This window comes from Neobacillus sp. PS3-40 (assembly GCF_030915485.1).
In the GTDB taxonomy this organism is placed as follows: domain Bacteria; phylum Bacillota; class Bacilli; order Bacillales; family Cytobacillaceae; genus JAUZPL01.
The window spans coordinates 2,940,513-2,962,281 of sequence record NZ_CP133266.1; the positions used below are offsets into that span (position 1 = coordinate 2,940,513).

At 37.0% G+C, this 21,769-nt stretch carries 18 protein-coding genes; 14 read left to right on the forward strand and 4 right to left on the reverse strand.

All coding sequences use genetic code 11. The features are described from left to right. The first annotated feature begins 19 nt into the window (after positions 1 to 19). From RCG20_RS14345 to RCG20_RS14370, 6 genes are all read left to right on the forward strand, one after another. Positions 20 to 1,312: an acetylornithine deacetylase gene (locus RCG20_RS14345; protein WP_308180812.1), complete on the forward strand. Its 1,293-nt coding sequence runs from the start codon at positions 20 to 22 to the stop codon at positions 1,310 to 1,312. Between the two features lie 4 nt (positions 1,313 to 1,316). Then, positions 1,317 to 1,988, forward strand: a complete 672-nt coding sequence (tenA, locus tag RCG20_RS14350) for a thiaminase II (protein WP_308180813.1) — start codon at positions 1,317 to 1,319, stop codon at positions 1,986 to 1,988. Between the two features lie 58 nt (positions 1,989 to 2,046). Beyond that, positions 2,047 to 2,748, forward strand: coding sequence for an ABC transporter ATP-binding protein (locus tag RCG20_RS14355; protein ID WP_308180814.1), 702 nt, complete (start codon positions 2,047 to 2,049; stop codon positions 2,746 to 2,748). Further along, positions 2,738 to 3,505: an ABC transporter permease gene (locus tag RCG20_RS14360; protein WP_308180815.1), complete on the forward strand. Its 768-nt coding sequence runs from the start codon at positions 2,738 to 2,740 to the stop codon at positions 3,503 to 3,505. The genes RCG20_RS14355 and RCG20_RS14360 overlap by 11 nt, the downstream gene beginning before the upstream one ends. Before the next feature lie 19 nt (positions 3,506 to 3,524). Beyond that, complete coding sequence (locus tag RCG20_RS14365; RefSeq protein WP_308180816.1) at positions 3,525 to 4,526, forward strand: ABC transporter substrate-binding protein; 1,002 nt, start codon at positions 3,525 to 3,527, stop codon at positions 4,524 to 4,526. Between the two features lie 185 nt (positions 4,527 to 4,711). Further along, the gene (locus tag RCG20_RS14370) at positions 4,712 to 5,551 is read left to right on the forward strand and encodes a hypothetical protein (RefSeq protein WP_308180817.1); all 840 of its coding nucleotides are present in this window, start codon (positions 4,712 to 4,714) and stop codon (positions 5,549 to 5,551) included. Positions 5,552 to 5,778: 227 nt separating this feature from the next. On the opposite strand, the gene RCG20_RS14375 is transcribed toward RCG20_RS14370, so the two are convergent. The 3 genes from RCG20_RS14375 to RCG20_RS14385 all read right to left on the reverse strand — a co-directional run bounded on the left by RCG20_RS14375 (position 5,779) and on the right by RCG20_RS14385 (position 8,233). Further along, entirely contained in the window at positions 5,779 to 6,219 is a 441-nt protein-coding gene (locus RCG20_RS14375; RefSeq protein ID WP_374120475.1) for a hypothetical protein, read from the reverse strand. 347 nt (positions 6,220 to 6,566) lie between these two features. Continuing rightward, the gene (locus RCG20_RS14380; RefSeq protein WP_308184354.1) at positions 6,567 to 8,036 is read right to left on the reverse strand and encodes a sodium:solute symporter family protein; all 1,470 of its coding nucleotides are present in this window, start codon (positions 8,034 to 8,036) and stop codon (positions 6,567 to 6,569) included. After that, the gene (locus RCG20_RS14385; protein ID WP_374120476.1) at positions 8,036 to 8,233 is read right to left on the reverse strand and encodes a DUF3311 domain-containing protein; all 198 of its coding nucleotides are present in this window, start codon (positions 8,231 to 8,233) and stop codon (positions 8,036 to 8,038) included. Before RCG20_RS14385 ends, RCG20_RS14380 begins: the two co-directional genes overlap by 1 nt. 429 nt (positions 8,234 to 8,662) lie before the next feature. On the opposite strand from RCG20_RS14385, the gene xylF reads away from it, so the two are divergent. The 4 genes from xylF to RCG20_RS14405 all read left to right on the forward strand — a co-directional run bounded on the left by xylF (position 8,663) and on the right by RCG20_RS14405 (position 13,543). Then, entirely contained in the window at positions 8,663 to 9,748 is a 1,086-nt protein-coding gene (gene xylF, locus RCG20_RS14390) for a D-xylose ABC transporter substrate-binding protein (protein WP_308180819.1), read from the forward strand. A 77-nt stretch (positions 9,749 to 9,825) separates the two neighbouring features. Beyond that, a complete protein-coding gene (locus tag RCG20_RS14395; RefSeq protein ID WP_308180820.1) occupies positions 9,826 to 11,364 on the forward strand; it encodes a xylose ABC transporter ATP-binding protein in 1,539 nt (512 codons plus the stop codon). Next, on the forward strand, positions 11,342 to 12,505 hold the full coding sequence (locus tag RCG20_RS14400; protein ID WP_308180821.1) for a sugar ABC transporter permease: 1,164 nt from the start codon (positions 11,342 to 11,344) through the stop codon (positions 12,503 to 12,505). Before RCG20_RS14395 ends, RCG20_RS14400 begins: the two co-directional genes overlap by 23 nt. A 57-nt stretch (positions 12,506 to 12,562) precedes the next feature. Beyond that, on the forward strand, positions 12,563 to 13,543 hold the full coding sequence (locus RCG20_RS14405; RefSeq protein ID WP_308180822.1) for a Gfo/Idh/MocA family protein: 981 nt from the start codon (positions 12,563 to 12,565) through the stop codon (positions 13,541 to 13,543). 130 nt (positions 13,544 to 13,673) lie between these two features. Here the strand turns inward: RCG20_RS14405 and RCG20_RS14410 are convergent, their stop codons facing one another. Continuing rightward, entirely contained in the window at positions 13,674 to 14,846 is a 1,173-nt protein-coding gene (locus tag RCG20_RS14410; protein ID WP_308180823.1) for an ROK family transcriptional regulator, read from the reverse strand. A gap of 300 nt (positions 14,847 to 15,146) precedes the next feature. Between RCG20_RS14410 and xylA the strand changes: the two genes are divergently transcribed. The 4 genes from xylA (at position 15,147) to RCG20_RS14430 (ending at position 21,730) form a co-directional block, all read left to right on the forward strand. Further along, positions 15,147 to 16,469: a xylose isomerase gene (xylA, locus tag RCG20_RS14415; RefSeq protein ID WP_308180824.1), complete on the forward strand. Its 1,323-nt coding sequence runs from the start codon at positions 15,147 to 15,149 to the stop codon at positions 16,467 to 16,469. A gap of 1,314 nt (positions 16,470 to 17,783) precedes the next feature. Continuing rightward, positions 17,784 to 19,283, forward strand: a complete 1,500-nt coding sequence (xylB, locus tag RCG20_RS14420; protein ID WP_308180825.1) for a xylulokinase — start codon at positions 17,784 to 17,786, stop codon at positions 19,281 to 19,283. A 484-nt stretch (positions 19,284 to 19,767) separates the two neighbouring features. Then, the gene (locus tag RCG20_RS14425; protein ID WP_308180826.1) at positions 19,768 to 20,781 is read left to right on the forward strand and encodes an ABC transporter ATP-binding protein; all 1,014 of its coding nucleotides are present in this window, start codon (positions 19,768 to 19,770) and stop codon (positions 20,779 to 20,781) included. Further along, complete coding sequence (locus tag RCG20_RS14430; protein WP_308180827.1) at positions 20,762 to 21,730, forward strand: ABC transporter ATP-binding protein; 969 nt, start codon at positions 20,762 to 20,764, stop codon at positions 21,728 to 21,730. Before RCG20_RS14425 ends, RCG20_RS14430 begins: the two co-directional genes overlap by 20 nt. The last annotated feature ends 39 nt before the right edge of the window (positions 21,731 to 21,769 follow it).

A 21,769-nucleotide genomic window follows, 5' to 3' on the forward strand; every position in this document is an offset into this window, starting at 1 on the left:
TTTTTAGGGGAGTGATTATATGAGAACTACATCTGAAGAACTTATTAATAAAATTTCTAATGAGGTTGAAGCAAGGAAAGAGGAATTACTTGAACTAGTATCGGAACTTGTTAAGTTTCCAACGGTAAGTCCTCCTGCACGTAATACAAATGATGTGCAGGAATTTATCCGTCAATACTTGGGTGATTTGGGATTTAAGACGGATAAATGGGATGTTTACCCAGGTGACCCTAATGTTGTAGGTGTTTTGCAAGGTGAATCCTCCAAGGAATATAAGAGCTTGATTGTAAATGGTCATGTGGATGTTGCGGAAGTGGGGGATGAAAAGGAATGGATATCCTCTCCTTTTTCCACACGTATTGAAGACTCGTACATTTATGGGCGCGGCGTTGCTGATATGAAGGGTGGAATCGCTGCATCACTAATAGCTATTTCCATTTTAAAAGAACTAGGGATTTCACTTAAAGGTGATCTTCAATTTCAATCTGTGATAGGGGAAGAAGTCGGAGAGGCTGGGACCCTTGCCTGTACCGAAAGAGGTTATATGGCTGATTTTGCAGTTGTAGTTGATACTAGTGACTTACATATTCAAGGACAAGGTGGGGTCATTACTGGTTGGATTACGATTCAAAGCAAAGAAACCTATCATGATGGACTACGCGGGAAGATGATTCATGCGGGTGGTGGAGTAAAAGGGGCAAGTGCAATTGAGAAAATGATGAAGGTGATCTCTGGTCTTCAAGAGCTAGAGCGCCACTGGGCCGTAACGAAGGCTTATGAAGGTTTTGTTCCGGGCTCAAACACGATAAATCCAGCTGTAATTGAAGGCGGTAGGCATGCTGCATTCGTTGCCGATCGGTGCGCACTTTGGGTGACGGTTCATTTTTATCCTAATGAAGATTATGAAGAAGTAATCAAAGAGATTGAGCAGCATATTGGATTTGTTGCAGCCTCTGACCCTTGGTTAAAAGAGAATCCTCCAGAATTTAAGTGGGGAGGAAAATCAATGATTGTTGATCGTGGTGAAATTTTTCCTTCCTTAGAGATTGATGCTAATCATCCGGGAACTCGCTGTTTAACCGGCACATATGAAAACATGCTTTTGCAAAAGCCAATAGTTGGAATGTCATCTACCGTAACTGATGCAGGATGGTTGGGGCGTGCAGGTATTCCAACGGTCATTTTTGGACCGGGAAAATTAGAGGATGCCCATGCAGTAAATGAAAAGGTTGAAATTCGTCAACTGTTAGATTTTACTAAAGTATTAGCTGTCTTTATCGCCGAATGGTGTAATTCAAGGAAGGAGGAGTAAAACCATGAAGTTTTCGGAAATTCTTTATGAAAAGGTAAGTGAAATATGGAAGAAAACCCATCAGCATCCTTTTGTTGTTGGAATGGGAAGTGGCAATCTGCCTGAAGAATCATTTATCCGTTATATGAAACAGGATTACGTATTCTTAATTGATTACTCTAAGCTTTTTGCTTTGGGTTCGGTAAAAGCAAGAGATATTGAGACAATGGCAGCTTTTGCAAAACTCTTGCATGAGACGCTAAATGGAGAAATGGAGTTACATCGCCAATATGCAGGGAAATTTGGGATAACTAATACACAGCTTGAAGAAACAAAGCCGACACCAATAAATTTAGCATATACACGCTACATGCTGAATGTGGCTCAGAATGGTTCATTGGAGGAATTAATCTCTGCACTACTGCCTTGTATGTGGAGCTATTGGGAGATCGGAAGGATGCTGGCTGAGAAATATCCCAATTCACCTGATCATCTATTATATGGTAATTGGATTAAAATGTATTCCTCTAGTGAATTTGGTGAATTAACAACCTGGCTAATCGATTTGTTAGACCGATTAACAGAAGGGAAAACTGATCGAGAGTTACAAATTTTAGAGGAACATTTCCTTACGACTTCACGGTTTGAATACATGTTCTGGGATATGGTTTATCAAGGGGATGATTGGCCTGTTTGATTCTTCAATGTTATTTATAGAAGACCTATCGTTTGCTTTTCCAAGTGATGGGGGAGCAATGTCCATTTTTGAAAAAATTTCGCTGAATGTTTTGCCAGGGGAATTTGTCTCATTGATCGGGGCGAGTGGATCGGGAAAAAGTACGCTATTTAAGCTTGTTACAGGCTTACTTGAGCCTGACCATGGACAAATATGGATCAATGGTCAACCAGTTGGAAGTAGATTAGGGAAAGTGGGCTATATGCCGCAAAAGGATCTTCTTTTACCATGGCGAACCGTCATTGAAAATGTTTTGTTGCCTCTAGAAATTACGAAAGAAAATAAAAAACGTAGGATGCTGGAGATTAAGGAGTGGTTATCTCGATTTGGTTTAGCTGGATATGAAAATGCATATCCTCATGAACTCTCGGGAGGAATGAAGCAGCGGGTTGCCTTTTTAAGAACCATTATGACGGGGAGAGACCTATTGTTACTTGACGAACCATTTGGTGCTCTTGATTCCCTGACAAAACGTAAAATGCACAGCTGGTTACTAGAATTGTGGGGTGATCTTCAAAAAACGGTGTTGTTCATTACTCATGATTTGGAGGAAGCCATTCTGTTGAGTGACCGGATTTACCTGCTTCCGGGTACGGACACACAACTCATTCAAGAAATAAAAGTGGACCTGCCAAGGCCGCGGAATTCGGAGCTTATTTATCAATCAGAGTTTATTGCGATGAGAAAAGAATTGGAGTGGCTGATTCACGATGAAAGGTAAATGGAGAAAATGGACGGGAGACTATGGCCTTTTTCTACTGGTTGTTGTCCTACTTTTAAGCGTATGGGAATGGATAGTACAAAAAGGGATGATTCCTTCCTTTATTTTGCCTGCCCCTACTTCTATTTGGAAGTCATTAGTAGAAAACAAGCAACTTTTGTTTGAAGTGCATTTGCCAGCAACACTTAAGGAAGTGATAATTGGCTTCGGTATTTCCCTTGTTGGAGGCGTAATTCTAGGAGTTGGCATGCACTTTTCTCGGGCATTAGAAAAGATTCTTTATCCGTTTCTAGTTATTTCGCAAACTGTTCCACTTATTGCGATCTCTCCGATTTTTATCATGTGGTTCGGTTATTCAATTTGGAGCAAAATTGCGGTGACGATTTTAACAGCCTTTTTTCCAATTGTTGTTAGTACATATGATGGGCTTAAAAGGGGCGGAGAGGAATATCGGGAATTGCTTATGACAATGGGAGCAAATCACTGGGATACTTTTATGAAAGTCCAAATTCCAATGGCGTTACCCGTCTTTTTGTCAGGGTTGAAAATGGCTGTTGTCTATTGCGTTGTCGGGGCTACGATCGGAGAATGGCTTGGTGCAAGTGAAGGATTGGGATACTTTAGCAGGCGAATGTCTGGTAATTTGCAAGCAGATGCCCTTTTTGCGGCGATATTCCTCCTTTCCTTATTAGGTATTGTGTTATTTATATTAATTAGCATAGTAGAAAAAATAGTACTAAAAAATAAATTTCGATAATGAAGGGAAGAAAAATTAAATGAAAAAATTGTTTTTAGTGATGGTAAGTTTGTTATTACTCTTATTAAGTGCTTGTGGTGCTGGAAATAAAAGTGATCAAGGTGCATCCAATACAACAAAAAAACTGCAGAAAGTTACGTTAATGTTAGACTGGTATCCAAATGCTGTTCACTCCTTTCTTTTTGCGGCTAGAGAAAATGGTTATTTTAAAGAGCAGGGCTTAGATGTAGATATTAAAATGCCTGCTGATACAAATGATCCACTAAAACTTGTAGCTGCTAACCAGATTGACTTAGCAATGAGCTATCAACCAGAGGTGCTTATTGCACAAGGAGAAAATATTCCTGTTCAGTCGATTGCAGCTATTGTTCGCCATCCCTTAAATCAGTTAATGGTTCCCGCTGATGGCCCGATTAAATCACCAAAGGATTTAGTAGGGAAAACGATTGGATATCCTTCCATTCCGTTAGATGAAGCAATTGTTCAAACTATGGTGAAATCCGATGGTGGGGACGCACAGAAAATCAAAATGGTTGATGTTGGATGGGATCTAATTCCGGCTATGGCAACGAAAAAAACAGATGCTCTTATCGGAGGATATATCAACCACGAGAAATTAATGCTTGAAAAAGAAGGACACCCAATGCGTGCCTTAAATCCGAAGAATTTTGGAGTACCAGATTATTATGAATTAGTCTTGGTAGGAAGTAAAAAAGGAATTAAAGAAAACCCTGAATTATTTAAAAAGTTTATGAAGGCTGCTAGTAAAGGACAACAATATGTCCAAGATCATCCTGAAAAAGGTTTGTCTCTTTTAATGAAACATGAGGACAAAACGTCACCATTGGATAAGAACGTTGAAACAAAGAGCTTACAAATCCTTCTGCCACTAATGGACGCAAAAGATAAATCGTTTGGCTACCAGGATGCTAGCACATGGGAGAATGTAGCTAATTGGTTGTATGATAATAAAATTACCAAAACAAAAGTTGATGTAAAGAAGGCATTCATAAATTTCTAAGCAACAGTTCATTAATTGAAACTAGTCGAAACAATACAAACACCACCATTTTAGATGGTGGTGTTTGTATTGTTATATTCATATAAAAAGCCTTATACGTTTTGTATAGTAACAAATAAGGAAAGCATAGAAGAGTAGATGTAATGTAGTATGGAAAAAGGATTAAGTGAAAGGACAAAAAAGAAATGAACATCATTTCATCTTTTATAAATACCTTCCTATTAAGCATTTTTGAAATGATCTATTTGGTAGGTCTCTTTATTGTAATTGGTTTGGTTTTGGGGATTCTCGAAAAACTTTCTAATACCTTTTTGGTTCGAGCATTCGGTTCACGGGGGGTGCTTTTGACTTCGTGGATTGGTACTCCAATTCATGAACTGGGGCATCTCACCCAATGCTTCATATGGGGACATAGGGTAACAAAGGTAAAGTTATTGCAGTTAAACAGCCCTGATGGTGTGCTTGGATATGTGGAGCATCACTACAATGCCAATAGCATTTATCAGCAAGTTGGGAATTTTTTTATCGGGCTAGGACCGATCTTTAGTGGAATCGGCTCGTTAATATGGGGTATGTATCTATTAGTGCCCCAATCCTATGCAATCTTTAGAATGCAAATTCATCAGAATATATCTTTAGAAAAACTGGATCTAAATGTTGTAAAAGCGATAGGTGGAGCAGTTATTGCGATTAGCAGTAGTCTTTTTACTTTACATAATCTACTAAATCCTTCCTTTTGGGTCTTTCTAGTGGTTGCAATCAGTATTTCTTCTCATATTGGGTTAAGTAAAGCTGATATCCAAAATTCAGTAAATGGACTTGTGATGATTTTCTTCTTACTTGTTTTTGTTAATATCGGTGCAGGGTTTCTTCATGTTGATGCTTATAGGGTAATTGTTAAACTAGCTGAATATAATGCCTATTTGCTTGCGTTCGCAAGTATTGCAGTTCTCATGTCGTTATTTACACTTGGGATTAGTTTTTTACTTTGGAAACTGCGCTTCTCTCATCGGTTCAAGGCCTAGCTAGTTATTTAGAAGAAGTTTATGGGTACGTATCCATTTGGAATAATGATGAAGACCTCTTCCCAAAAGGATAAAAAGAAGGCCTAAGCTACAAGACATCGCTTTGTTTGGGTTGTGTAAAGAAAAAAATAAAAATAACCAGTGAAAGTAATAAGAGGAATATCCAACCTATTGAGGGCTTAATAGTTGGAATATCTGTTAACGGCATGAGTGGTCACTTCCTTTGTTTATATTATTAATAATTGAGGATCCACATTGAAATGTTCGGAGACAATCCAGCGAAATTGTGTAAAGATTCTTTCCAAGTTAGGTAAGGAGGGTTCGTTTTTGGAGACACCAAAAATTGGACCGGTTATGTTAAAACTAAACCTCCCAGGTCCTATAAATATCCCAGATACGTTTGTCTGATCACTTATCAATAATATAGCTAAGAGAAGGTCACTGATATCGATTAACAAACTTAATGTTTTACTTCCTAATTTTCCTTCTAATCTGGATCTACCTGTTAGTGGCCCACCTGCTGATAATGCAAATCCACCCGGTTCAACAATTATTCTAACGATCGTGATTTGCCCGCTTATTAATAATCCAGCAATAATGATATCGATCGTCCGCTGAATAGATCGAACAGTTTGTAGTTCTTGTTCTACTGCACAAATATCCTTCAATTTCATCACATCCAGTCGAAACTATTCACTTATGTTCATTCTAAATGACGAGGATATGAAGTTAATTTAAACAACAATTAACTGAGTTTTTAACATTGGTCTTTCAAGAAAACGCGGTTTCATTTTTCATTCATTAGTGGTGGGTTAAATGCCTATTTCTTGTATGTTATGTTAAAAAGTTGTCATGTGCTCACAAAAAATAAGATGTATTTTTGTGGAGAAACTCTGGATGGTGTCTGGCGCCCAAACAAAATCCCCCTCAATGATCTTGTAAGTAAGATCAAGAGGGGGATTATTTACTTTGTTAAAGCATTTTGTTTTAAAGTAGTTCTACTAGTTCCCGCTTCTTAACTCTTTTTACCAAACAATGTTTCCATTACTGGATTGTTTCGACTCTGTGCTTGTTTTGCAAACATGGCGTTTAGGACAAGTAGAACAACGATATTTACAATAAGTCCCCAGAATCCTTCATATGCCCCGTATGACATATGTGTTGAATAAAGGAAAATGATAACAACCATTCCCGCAATGAAGCCAGAAATAGCAGCTTCTTTGGATAGGTTTCTCCAAAATAGACTAAAGACAACAGCAGGGAAAGTTTGCACAATACCTGATACACCCATTAATTGCAATGAGATAAGTGCATTAGGGAATAACAAACCAAATAATAAAGCAAGTCCAATTACAACGAATACCATGTAACGTGTAACCATTGTCATACGTTTTGGTGAAGCTTTTGGATTAATAAAATCACGATAGATATTATTAGCAAATAAGCTTGAAGCACCAATTGCCATAATGGAACAAGGTACCAAGGATGCTAAAGCGATCGTCGAGTAGGCAAATCCTTGCATTGTACCGCCATAAGACATACGAATCAATTCTAAGAAAGCAAAACGAGGGTCTGTTCCTTTAGGAATAACTAAGAAAGCTGTAATACCCAAGAAAGTAACAAGCATTAAGACGATATTATAGAATGGGAGAACAATCGCATTTTTTCGTAATGAATCACCACTTTTTGAACTGAATACTCCTGTTATGGTATGTGGCCACATAAATAATGCTAAAGCAGAGATTAGTGCCGCAGTTGAAAACCATAACATTCCCTTAACACCTGTGGAGGGTATGGTTATCATTTGTGGAGCAGTATCAATCGTTTTTTGCATCATATTGCCCCAACTGCCAAAATGAATAATTGGAATAGAAACAACCATGTATAACATAATTACCCAAACCAATATGTCCTTTAGAATTGCTGTATAAGTAGGTGCTTTAATTCCACTAAAGAATGTGTAAAAAGCAACGAGTAAGAATGATACGATAACAACAAATGTGATATTAATATACCCGGTTCCGGCAACTCTAAATGTGTCTTGAATCCCTGCTAATTGTAAATCAATATAGGGAATCAACATAAGTACGCCATCGATCGCAACGAGTAGTGAAAATAATTTACTATCAAACCGGGCTTTAATATAATCAGCGAGTGTTGTAAATTTATGAACACTCCCTACTTTCCAAATTTTAGGTAAGAAAAAATAAGCAAGTGGATAGGCGAGAACAACATAAGGTGTTGCAAAGAATGCAATACTACCTCCTGCATAGGCTGAACTTGTCAATCCTAAAAATGTGTATGCTGTATAAATATCTGCCCCAATAAGAAACCAGACAAATAAACTTCCTAATCGGCGCCCACCAACAGACCACTCTTCAACAGAACTTCGTGATTCTTTGCTTCGACCAACAAAAAAACCAATTCCAACAACGAATAGTACGATTGCGGAAGTAATGATAAGTGAGGTTAAATTTCCCTTTATCATTCAAGCTCCCCCCTTGATTTTTGAATTAAGAATATAATCCATGTACAGATAGGTGTAAGAATCATCCAAATGAGCAACCAAAAATGAAATAAGGGGAATCCTAATATAACAGGATGAATCTTATTTACTAATGGCAGTGCTACTAATTGCGCAAGAAAAGGTATTAGTAATAACACGAAAATTAATACTTTCAAAATAAAAAACCTCCTTTTATTATCTTTTAGAACAGTTTGTTGTAAATAGAAGTAGAATTTAGACCCATGATTCCACTCGTGCATGGTTCGACTGAAACCGAGTTGTCATTTAGTTAATACATTTCTATAATCTCCCTCAGAAACACGTCATTTTGTGAACACTCATTAAGCTAAGTTTAATTTTCCCGTTTCTGTATGAATTATTACTTCATGAGCCATTTTTTACACGAGATAAATTGCACCCAATTTGTACTAACTAATAGTACAGAGGCTTTTAAATTAAGTGATCCACTTCCAAATAAGGCCGTGCATGTATTAATAAGATGGTAAATTTATGGTTATATCTTAGTTCATCTGATAGACAAACTAAGATAATGGTGATATAATTTCTTTGAATTAACAAATAATTTTATTTGGGAGGTAAAGAATGTGAAGAAATGTAAGGGTTTTCTATCTGGGTTGTTAGTAGCTCTTTTAGTTTTAGCATTGACGGCTTGCGGAGAAGATGCAGGTAGCCAAAATACAAGCAAAGACAAGAAAGTAGATGGACATAAGAAAATTAAGATCGGATTATCGGTTTCAGATTTAACACTAGAAAGATGGCAACATGACCGTGATATTTTTGTTAAACAGGCAAATGAACTGGGTGCAGATGTTTTGGTACAATCTGCTAACGGAGATGAAGCAAAACAATTATCACAAATTCAAAATATGCTTTCTCAAGGAATCGATGCACTTGTTGTTATTGCAATCAATTCCGATTCATTAACTCCAGTGGTTGATCAAGCTAAGTCAGAAGGAATTCCAGTATTAGCATATGATCGCTTAATTAATAACTCTGATATTGCAGCATATGTATCCTTTGATAATGTCCGCGTTGGTGAAATGCAGGCTGAATACATAGTTAAACAAGTTCCAAAAGGAAATTATTTCATGCTGGGTGGCTCTCCAACAGATAATAATGCAAAGATGTTCAGAGAAGGACAAATGAATATCATTAAACCATTAGTTGATAAGGGAGATATTAAAATCATTGGGGATCAGTGGGCTAAAAACTGGGATGCTAATGATGCAATGCAAATCATGGAAAATGCTTTAACAGCTAATAAAAATAAAATTGATGCTGTCGTAGCATCTAACGATAACACTGCTGGTGGCGCCATCCAAGCGTTAGCTGGACAAAACTTAGATGGTAAGGTTGCCATTTCTGGTCAAGATGCTGACTTAGCAGGAGTTCAACGAATTGTAGAAGGTAAACAATCTATGACAGTCTATAAACCTATTAAAACGATTGCAACGAAGAGTGCTGAAGTGGCCGTTCAACTTGCTAAAGGTGAAAAAGTTAAAGCTAGTGATACTGTAAATAATGGAAAAATGGATGTTCCCTTTATCAAACTTGATCCAATTATGGTAGGTAAAGATGAAGTGATCAACACGGTCATTAAAGATGGATTCCATACTTATGATGAAGTTTATAAGAATGTTCCAGAAAATGAACGCCCAGCACGTCCATAATAATTCGTATAAAACGGAAATTAAACGGATAAAAGGGGAATTCTCCCCTTTCCGTATTTATTAGGGGGGAGCCTCATATGGAAACTTTTGCATTGCAAATGCAGGGGATAACCAAAGAATTTCCAGGGGTTAAAGCTTTGGATAATGTTACTTTTTCGGTTCGCAAAGGTGAAATCCACGCTTTGTGCGGCGAGAACGGAGCTGGTAAATCAACACTAATGAAAATATTAAGTGGTGTTTATCCAGCAGGAACATATACTGGGAAAATTTTCATCAATGGACAAGATGTTTCATTTAAATCTATAAAAGAGTCGCAAAAAGCTGGAGTATCTATTATCTATCAGGAACTTGCTCTTGTTGGTGAGATGAGCATTGCTGAGAACATTTTCCTCGGGCATGACTTAATGAGAAAAAAGATAATTGATTGGAATAAAATAAATGCTGAAGCACAGAAATGGCTAAGCTATATTGGTTTAAACATTGATCCTCAAACAAGACTTGGGGAATTATCTGTAGGTAAACAGCAACTTATAGAGATAACAAAGGCACTTACGAACAATGCGGATATATTAATCTTGGATGAACCAACTGCAGCGTTGACAGAAAGTGACGTTGAAATTCTTAAAGGAATCCTAAGGGATTTAAGATCAAAAGGAGTTACATGTATTTACATTTCCCACAAATTAGGTGAGGTAATGTCCCTAGCTGATACGGTTACTATTTTACGAGATGGAAAAACAATTAGTACAAATCCAATTTCAGAAATGTCTGAGGATAAAATAATAACGAAGATGGTGGGTAGAGAACTTACCGAACTGTTTCCCTATGAAGCACATGAACTGGGGGAAACCATTCTTGACGTGAAAAACTACTCTGTATTTGAAAATAATACTGGTAAAACAGTTATCAATAACGTTTCTTTTTCATTAAAAAAAGGTGAAATACTTGGATTTTCAGGATTAATGGGTGCTGGAAGAACTGAGCTATTTACAAGTATTTTTGGTGGTTTTAACGGTAAAAAACAAGGTGTAGTTGAGATTGATGGAAAGAAAACTTCTATCCAGAAGCCTGCAGATGCTATCCAAGCTGGTTTAGCATATGTTTCAGAGGACAGAAAGAGATATGGACTTGTGTTGGGTATGGATATTACAAAAAACTCAACATTGGTTGCCTTAAATAAGGTGATGAAACTTAAGATTATTGACTCTGCTCTTGAGGTTAAAATGGCGAATGAAATTACAAAGAAAATGAAATTAAAAACACCAAATCTAGAAGCAAAGGTTAGCCAACTAAGTGGTGGTAACCAACAGAAAGTTGTCCTTAGTAAGTGGCTATTAAACAATCCTAAGATTCTTATTCTAGATGAACCAACTAGAGGTATTGATGTTGGTGCTAAATATGAAATCTATAAAATTATTAATGAACTTGTCCAACAAGGTGTGGCAATCATTATTGTTTCATCAGAATTACCTGAAGTAATGGGATTATCTGACCGAATTATCGTTATGTCTGAGGGAAGAATTACTGGTGAATTTTTAAGGGATGATGCAACACAAGAAAAAATCATGACGTGTGCAACTGGAGGGAAAAGCCTTGAACAGCCAATTGTCAACTAACGCTACTAAAAAAGAAAAGAATATAAGTTTTAAATTTGATATCCAATCCTATACCTTGATTATTGCACTTGTTTTGATTGCTATTATATTTGGGGTCTTTACGAGTGGAGAATTTTTATCCTCTCGAAATATATCAAATTTATTTAGTCAAATGTCAGTTATTTCAGTTTTGGCAATTGGAATGACACTTATCATTGTTGCTGGCCACATCGATTTATCTGTTGGTTCATTAGTAGGATTAACAGGTGGAGTTGCTGCTATTTTGCAAGTATGGTACAACTGGAGCACTCCAACGGCAATAGTAGCTGCAATTGTGGTAGGGGCTCTTTTCGGATTATGGCAAGGCTGGTGGGTTGCATATCGGAACGTTCCTGCCTTTATTGTAACGTTAGGCGGAATGTTGATTTTTAGGGGTATCTTAATTGGAATAAGTAAGGGACAAACCATTTCTCCACTACAGGATAGCTTTAAACAAATTGGAAATAGCTACTTGCCATATAGTTTAGGTTATATAATAGCCATTGCTAGTATTGTCTTACTATTCTTTTTTATCAGCCGATCAAGATCAAAGAGAAAGACATTAGGGTTATTAGTTCCAAACACATTCATTGATTATGGAAAGGTTTCTGTATACTCGATTTGTATTTTAGGTGTTACTTATATGTTAAGTAGATATTTGGGTATTCCTCTACCAATTATGATTGTTGTCGTGTTGGCGGGTGTATTTCTCTTTATGTCACAAAAAACATCCTTTGGTCGTTATATTTATGCAATCGGGGGCAATGTTGAGGCAGCTGCATTATCAGGAATTAACATTAAACGCAATATCTTGTATGTTTTTGTCTTAATGGGAGCATTAGCAGGTATTGCTGGAGTGATCCTTACGAGTAGGCTAAATGCAGCAACAGTTAGTGCTGGAAATATGAATGAATTAGATGCTATTGCTGCTTGTGTAATTGGTGGAACAAGTTTAATGGGTGGTAAAGGGAAAATTGTCGGAGCTATCATTGGAGCTTTAATTATGGCAAGCATCGATAATGGTATGAGCATGATGAATATTGAAGCCTTCTGGCAATATATCGTTAAAGGGCTTATCTTAATTTTTGCAGTTTGGTTAGATATTTCAAATAAGAAAAATTAAATTAAACAATGGTCTATTAATTTAAAGGTGTATCCAAACATTTGGGAGTGGTCCGTTTTGACAGTCGTTCGTTGGGGAATTTTAAGTACTGCAGATATTGCTCGAACACAGCTCATTCCAGCATTTAAACGGGCAAAAAATGCTCAAGTCCTTGCTATTTCGAGTGAAAGTGGAAAAGCAAGTGAAACTGCACGAAATTTTGATATTCCAAAATCATATGATCGTTATGATGAATTGCTTAAAGACCCGGAGTTAGATGCAATTTATATTCCGTTACCTAACCACTTACATCAAGAATGGGCTATAAAAGCAGCAGAGCAAGGGAAACATGTTCTTTGTGAAAAACCAGCTGCTTTAAATACTGAGGAAGCAAAAACTATTGGCATTGCTGTTCGGAAAAATGGCGTCAAATTCATGGAAGGTTTTATGTATCAATTTCACCCCCAACATCAACGGGTCAGAGATATAATTGCATCGGGAGAAATTGGTGAAGTGAAATTTATGCGGGCAACTTTTTCCTTTTATCTTGAGCAAACCGAGAATATCCGAATGGATAAAAATAAAGGTGGTGGAAGTATCTATGATATTGGTTGTTATTGCTTGCACGCTATCAGAAATATGTTAGGGTCAGAAATAGCAAGTGTTGACGTAAACAGCCAATTGGATTTAGATACTGGTGTTGATTTTTCAGCTATAGGAAACGTGACGCTAGAAAATGGTGTAAGGGCAGTTTTTGATTGCAGCATAGAGATGGCGTTTAGACAAGAATATGAAATTGTTGGAACTAAAGGTCGAATAATAGTTCCAAGGGCTTTTCGACCAGATCTACATGGTGGGGAAGGTTTGATAATTGTTCAGAAAGAGAATGAAGAAAGAATGGAAAGATTGCTTGGAGATATTTATGCACTTGAAGTTGAGCATTTCTCCCAGTCTATTATTGATGATAGAGAACCATTAAATACAATTGAAAATACGATCAATAATATGGTTGCCATTGATGAATGCTATCATTCTATTAGTAATAAGAATAGAAGCTAAAAAAGTCTAGCCCGTCGGGTTAGACTTTTTTAGCTTCTAAGAAAATGTATCTTTGTTAATGCGCTAAAATAAGTAACTATCGATGATGATAATCAGTATTTCTGTTTGCTCGGGAGTAGAGTACTTAGTATTACTGTTGTAGCTTAGAGGAAATAAAATTTTCAATAGAAAAGGCTGCAACTCCTAATGCAGTAACAGGAATTGATAAGTCTGAAAAAACGATTTCAACATCAATTTGATGAAATGTTAATGTGTGATGTCTAATCACCTTAAGGAGACTCTCTTCTATCCACTTCTTTGCAGATACCAGCCGGTTCCCGATAATAATTTGTTGTGGGTTGAATGCATGGATGATGTTGATAATCCCCACACCTAAGTTGTAGCCAATTTTATTAAATAATTCCACTGCTGAACTATTTCCCTGTTCGGCAAGCAAGACTATATCTTCAAGCTTTACCTCATCTTGGCCTCCTATGTCTAACTTTTTAGCAAGGGCAAGTAGAGACTGCTCTGAAGCATACAATTCCCAGCAACCTTTATTTCCACAACTACATTCTATTCCATTAAAGTCAATCGTCATATGGCCAAATTCACCCGAATAACCATTAATCCCTTTATACAAATCTCCATTCAGGATAATCCCTGCACCAATCCCAATTCCTGCACTTACATAAATAAGATTGTCAAGACTTTGTCCAATTCCGAACCTCTTTTCTCCGTATGCACCAGCATTTGCTTCATTTTCAACAATAACTGGGATATTGAAAATGCTTTCTAATAGTTGTTTTAGAGGCACATTTCTCCATTGAAGATTTGGGGCTATTATTATATCCCCTTTTATATTAATGATCCCAGGAGCCCCTATTCCGATTCCTACTACACCATAAGGTGACGAAGGAGCCTTTTTAATTAATGTTGTAATCGTGTTTTGAATCAATTTAAATGTATCTTCAAACGAAAGGAAGTGATATTTCTCATTTATTTGGAAAATGATCTTTCCTTGGAGGTCTGTTAGAACAGCAAGAATGTAGTTAACACCTAGATCAATTCCAATCGTATGCCCAGCATTTTGATTGAAAAGAAGGATAACTGGACGTCGACCACCGCTTGACTCTCCAGGACCTGACTCAGTTATTAATTGTTCTTCAAGTAGTTCAGAGACCAAGGAAGACACTGTTCCTTTATTTAAGCCCAGTTTTTGTGCAGTATCTGCCCTTGAAATAGGGGAGTGATTTTTTATTAACTCTAAAACAAGTGTTTTATTTTCCTTTTTTACTAACTGTTGATTCCAGGTAACCTTCATAGTGATAATTCTCCTTAAAAAATTTCTTTAAACTTATTATATACTTTGTTTATTCATTAGACAAACCAAGTTTGAGGTGGTACAATAAATTTGTAAATTAGATTTTAAAGAAAACTCGCCGATTGGCGAGCCCCTAAGGGCGATGATTAGGCGTAGTTGCCCTTATGCGCTAGCAGAATTTATGGATATAAATTCTGATTAGCTAAAAAAGATTAATTGGTTACCCAAAAGTGTAGCCTAACCAAATTAATATCTAGAGTGTAAGCGGTACCAATTTAATAAAAACAGGAGGTAATTTTCATGACTTTTTTTGAAAATGTAAATCGCATTAATTATGAGGGGCCATCATCTAAGAATCCTCTTTCCTTTAAGTATTATAACCCGAAAGAGGTAATAAATGGAGAGACAATGGAGGAGATATTACGTTTCTCTGTAGCATATTGGCATACTTTTACAGCAGACGGCACAGATCCATTTGGAGTAGGCACTATGGTTCGCCCTTGGAATAACTACAAAGGGATGGATCTAGCAAAAGCTCGTGTCGAAGCAGCATTTGAGTTATTTGAAAAATTAAATGTCCCATTCTTTTGTTTCCACGATGCAGATATTGCACCAGAAGGAAGCACATTAAAAGAAACATATGCAAACATTGATACAATCGTAAGCATGATTAAAGATTACATGAAAACAAGTAAAACAAAATTACTTTGGAATACAGCAAATATGTTTACTAATCCAAGATATGTTCACGGTGCGGCTACTTCAAACAATGCGGATGTCTTTGCTTATTCTGCAGCAAAAGTAAAAAAAGGTCTTGAGGTTGGTAAAGAACTTGGTGCAGAAAACTATGTATTCTGGGGTGGCAGAGAAGGATACGAAACCCTATTAAATACGGATATGAAGTTAGAACAGGATAATCTCGGGCGCTTTTTCCATATGGCTGTTGATTATGCCAAAGAAATTGGTTTTAATGTTCCATTCTTAATTGAACCAAAACCAAAAGAACCAACTAAGCATCAATATGATTTTGATGTAGCTACTGGTTTGGCATTTTTACAGAAATATAATCTACAAGAATTCTTTAAATTTAACATTGAAGCTAACCATGCGACTCTTGCGGGCCACACTTTTGAACATGAATTAAGAGTAGCACGTATTAATGGTATGTTAGGATCCGTTGATGCAAACCAAGGAGATAGCTTACTTGGATGGGATACTGATGAATTCCCAACAGATCTTTATTCAACAACTTTAGCAATGTATGAAATTCTTAAAAATGGTGGCCTTGGTAAAGGTGGACTGAATTTCGATGCAAAAGTAAGAAGAGGATCATTCGAGCCCGAAGATTTATTCCATGCACATATTGCTGGAATGGATAGCTTTGCGATAGGTCTTAAAGTGGCAAACAAATTAATTGAAGATAAGGTTCTTGATGATTTTGTGACTGAACGTTATAGCAGCTATACAGAAGGCATTGGTTTAGATATTGTTGAAGGAAAAACAGATTTCAAAAAGCTTGAAGCGTATGCCCTTGGATTAACCGAAATTAAGAACTCATCAGGAAGACAAGAACGCTTAAAAGCATTAGTTAATCAATATTTGTTGGAAACACTTTCGAAGTAATTATTTTTAATTAGTTAATAGCTACAAATAAGATATGCTGGAAATACTTGTTTCCAGCATATTTTTATACTTTAATAAATTCTCGGAATAAACAAGCATTCATTGAGAGACTTGTAAAAATTTTACTGGAAATTCTGTTAGAATGTCTGAAGTAATCATCGGTTTCGTGGTATTTTCAAAAATGCCCATGATAAATCCTAAATCTATTATTTTTTAAAAAATTGAGTAGGTAGGTAAAGACTGTCTTCGTAAATTTTGTTGTTCTTAGAGAAGTGGTTGATTTCCGCTCCAGGATGCTCCCTTTCCGCGGGGTGGGCGGTGAGCCTCCTCGGCGCTTAAGCGCCTGTGGGGTCTCACCTGTCCACTGCTCCCGCAGGAGTCTCGCACCTTCCGCTCCAATCAACGTTTTTATCAATAGTTTACTTTCACAAAACCTATAGATAAAAACAATTTTCTTTTTAGAAAAGCTCCTTATGGTAGGCTCTTTTCGTAAGCTTTGTTGCTATTTTCAAACCTAGTAAAAATCGGTATTAGGATTTTTACGGTTTATCGATCAATAATTATGAAAATAATACTCTTTGGATATAGGAAAAGAGCACGAACCAATATTTAATACGGGAATTAGCCTATATACGAAAAACAACAATCTATACGAAAACAGCCTTATGGAAAGATGATTTCTTTAAAGTTTAGTGTCTCGTTCTTACTACTGAACCAAGCATCGATATGTTGGTACATCATGATCGCGTAAGGTCGAATGTACCACATCTTTGTAGAGCGATGTCTTCCAGTTTCTAAGTGGTAATCGTTCTTTTTTCTCTTATTTGAACGTTTAACAGAGGTTCTTCGTTTATAAACAAGTTTCCACTTTTCTGAGGATCTAGGTGTCTTGGTAAATAGGGAAGATTGTCTTTCTTAAACTTATGGAATGTGCGGCCATATCGTGCTTTAGAACATGCCGTTGAACAAGTGTTTTCGTAAATTTTGTTGTGTTTTAGATGTTTTTACTTTATCCACCTGAGTTGATTGGAGCGGAGGGCGCTTGACTCCTGCGGGATAAGAGGGAATGGGAGACCCCACAGGCGGTACGCCGAGGAGGCTCCCATCCCTCCCGCGGAAAGCAAGTGCCCGGAGCGGAAATCAACGGGCAAATTTACAGACTAAAAATTTCAATTTATGCGGAAAAGGCTTTATAAAATGAAAAATCCCCCTAACCAAAGTAGGAGGAATTAAATATAAGTGGTTTAAGAAAACCCTTGAACCATCTGATTCGGTGAATACCGAGAGTCTATTTAAAAAAAAGGGTGATAAATAATGAAATATGTAATTGGAATCGATTTGGGAACAAGTGCTGTAAAGGCTATTTTAGTTAATGAAAAAGGGGAAGTCTGCGCAGAAACGTCAAGGAGTTATCCTTTAATTCAAACAAAGGCAGGGTATAACGAGCAAAATCCAGAAGAGTGGGTTGAACAAACTATTGCTGCGTTGGCTGAACTTGTCTCAAAGTCTAGTATTCAATCACAAGATATTGAAGGTATCAGCTATTCTGGACAAATGCACGGGCTCGTCTTATTAGACAAGCAACATCAAGTATTACGAAATGCCATTCTTTGGAATGATACCAGAACAACGCCACAGTGTGAAAAAATCACTGAAGAATTCGGAGAACAACTCTTAACTATTTCAAAGAATCGTGTTTTAGAAGGATTTACATTGCCGAAAATTTTATGGGTACAAGAACATGAGCCAGATATTTTTGGAAAAACAGCTGTCTTCATGTTACCCAAAGATTATGTGAGATTTAGAATGACTGGCGTTATAAATAGTGAATTTTCTGATGCAGCCGGAACTCTACTATTGAATCTACCAGAAAAGAAGTGGAGCAAGGATGTATGTGTGAAATTCGGAATACCTGAACAAATATGCCCTCCACTTGTTGAATCCAGTGATTGTGTAGGAACATTGCTTCAAGAGATTGCAATAGAAACAGGGCTGTTGGAAAAGACCAGAGTGTTTGCTGGTGGTGCCGACAATGCTTGTGGTGCCATTGGTGCAGGTATTCTCTCTTCTGGAAAAACATTATGCAGTATAGGGACTTCTGGTGTTATTCTTTCATATGAGGAAGACAAGGAAAGAGATTTTAAAGGGAAAGTTCATTTCTTTAATCATGGAAAAAAAGACTCATTTTATACAATGGGTGTCACCTTAGCTGCAGGTTATAGCTTAACCTGGTTTAAGGATACCTTTTGTAAAAATGAATCATTTGAAGAAATGCTATCTGATGTAGGGGATGTGGCGATTGGCTCAAATGGTTTATTATTTACCCCTTATTTGGTTGGAGAGAGAACACCACATCCCGATTCCTTGATCCGCGCTAGTTTTATTGGCATGGATGCAACGCATAAAAGGGAGCATTTTGTAAGAGCCGTAATGGAGGGGATTACATTTTCTCTTCAGGAATCAATTAAGATTTTCAGAGAAGAGGGAATTACTGTTGATAAGGTAATTTCTATCGGTGGAGGAGCCAAAAATGAGGATTGGCTTCAAATGCAAGCAGATATTTTCAATGCTAAGGTTATTAAATTGGATACTGAACAAGGACCTGCCCTAGGAGCGGCAATGCTAGCAGCAATAGGCTGCAATTGGTTTGTGTCCTTGGAGGAATGCGCTGAGAAATTTATCAAAGAATCCAAGTCCTTTTATCCAATCGAGGAACACGTTAAAGAATATCAGCGTCTTTTTACGATCTATCAGGATGTTTATTTTAAAACAAGAGAGTTGAATAAATCTTTAGCAAATTTTAGAAAACAATAGATAAGAAAAACTTCATAAGATTGTTTGATTCACTAAGAAAACGCTCGGATTAGTTATAAATCCGGGCGTTTTGTGTTTAATGATTCCTACAATTACAACTGTGGGTGGGAATAGTAGTTGTCAAACGGTATTCATTACGCTCAAATAGCAAATTCTTCAGGTAATTGATGTGTATTTATTATATTAGGTAAGTATAATTCGGAATAATTTGGTAAAAATACCCTATTAAAAAAATCTATCCGAAATTGTTTATTTAAAAAAAATTCAGCCCCTATCTCCAACTTACTGTCCTGTTACCGCGGTAATGTGCTGTGATTTGATGATGTTTTAAAAAAACTATTACTAAATATTTCAGAAAATTCACAGAAACGTTTGCTAAATTCTAACTAAAAATTTATAATGAAATATATTGTAATAGTCCAAAAATTTACTATATTATGATATTTATGTTTAGTCAGATAATTACTGTCAGGTAGGTGTAGATGTGAGCAAAGAACCTATTCTTCAAATAAAGAACCTAAAAGTATCATTTCAATCAGGAAAGAAGTATGTTGCTGCAGTTGATGGGATTAGTTTTGAGCTTAGAGATGGAGAAATTCTTGGGATTGTTGGTGAATCTGGGAGCGGAAAAAGTGTAACCTCTTTAACAACCATGGGGCTGATTCCTACCCCACCAGGAAAAGTAGAGTCAGGAGAAATTATTTTTAACGGAAAGGATTTGACGCATTTATCTGAAAAAGAGTGGAGAAAAATTCGCGGAAATCAAATTTCAATGATTTTCCAAGAACCAATGACGTCATTGAACCCGCTGTTTACAGTAGGAAATCAATTAATCGAAGCAATTCGTCTTCATACAGATCTTTCAAAGAAAGAAGCGAATATCCGTAGTATTGAATTATTAAAATTAGTTGGTATACCTAGGGCCGAAGGAATACTTAAAGAGTATCCACATCAGTTATCAGGAGGGATGAGGCAAAGGGTCATGATTTCAATGGCAATGGCATGCAATCCAAAAATGCTGATTGCGGATGAGCCAACCACTGCACTCGACGTAACTATTCAGGCACAGATACTTGCTTTAATGAAGGATTTAAATGAAAAGACAAATACATCCATCATCCTTATCACCCATGACTTAGGGGTAGTAGCTGAAATCTGTGAAAGAGTAATTGTCATGTACTCAGGACAAATTGTGGAGCAAGGGGATGTCAGAACGATTCTAAAAGACCCAAAACATCCATATACACAGGGACTATTGAAATCTATTCCTGATTTAAAAGGGAAAAAGGATAGGCTGTACAGCATTCCTGGAAGTGTACCATCACCAGGAACGATTCAAAAGGGTTGCAGATTTGCTGCGAGATGTTCAGATGTATTTGACCGATGCCATGTTGAACTACCGAGTTTATATAAAACAGAAAAAGAAGGACATGAAGTGAGATGTTTCTTACATACAGTAAATGAAAGGAGTGACGAACATGTCGGAGTTACTTCTTGAGGTATCTGGGCTAAAAAAATATTTTCCGATTACTGGAGGTCTTTTTGGGGCTAAAAAAGGAGAAGTCAAAGCAGTCGACGATGTTTCCTTTTATGTTAAAAAGGGAGAAACATTAGGAATCGTAGGGGAAAGTGGCTGTGGAAAATCTACGACTGGTAGATTGCTTATGCGCTTGATAGAAGCAAGTGATGGAAAGATTGTATTTGAAGATAAAGAGATTACGAGCATGTCAAAATCAGAACTAAGAAAAACCCGCCGAGATATCCAAATGGTATTTCAGGATCCTTATGCCTCATTAAATCCACGCCATTCGGTTGAACAGATTCTTGAAGAACCACTTATTGTTCATGGTATTGGATCCAAGGAGGAACGAAGGAAACGTGTGAGGGAGATGCTCGAGGTGGTAGGCCTTAGTAGCTATCATGCAAAGAGATACCCTCATCAATTCAGCGGAGGCCAGCGTCAGCGGATTGGAATTGCTAAAGCGTTAATGACAAAACCGAAGCTTATAATCGCGGACGAACCCGTATCAGCCCTTGATGTATCTATACAGGCACAGGTTCTCAACCTAATGAAAGACATACAGAAGGAATTCCAGCTAACATACATATTTATCGCCCATGATTTAGGGGTTGTTCGCCACATTAGCAATCGTGTTGGTGTCATGTATTTAGGTAGATTAATAGAATTAGCTGAAAGTGAAGAACTTTATGAGAATCCTTTGCATCCATATACAAAGGCACTTCTTTCAGCAGTTCCAATTCCAGATCCAGATATCAAGAAACATACGGTATTAATAGAAGGGGAGCTTCCGAGTCCCGCAAATCCCCCTTCAGGATGTGCATTTCATACAAGATGCACTGAGGTTATGGAAATTTGCAAAACGGCTAGACCAGAAGAAAAAAATATTGATGGTCATTTTGTAGCATGCCACTTGTTTAACAAGTAAAATGCTGCGTTTATGATAAAAATCACAATGAGAAAACGG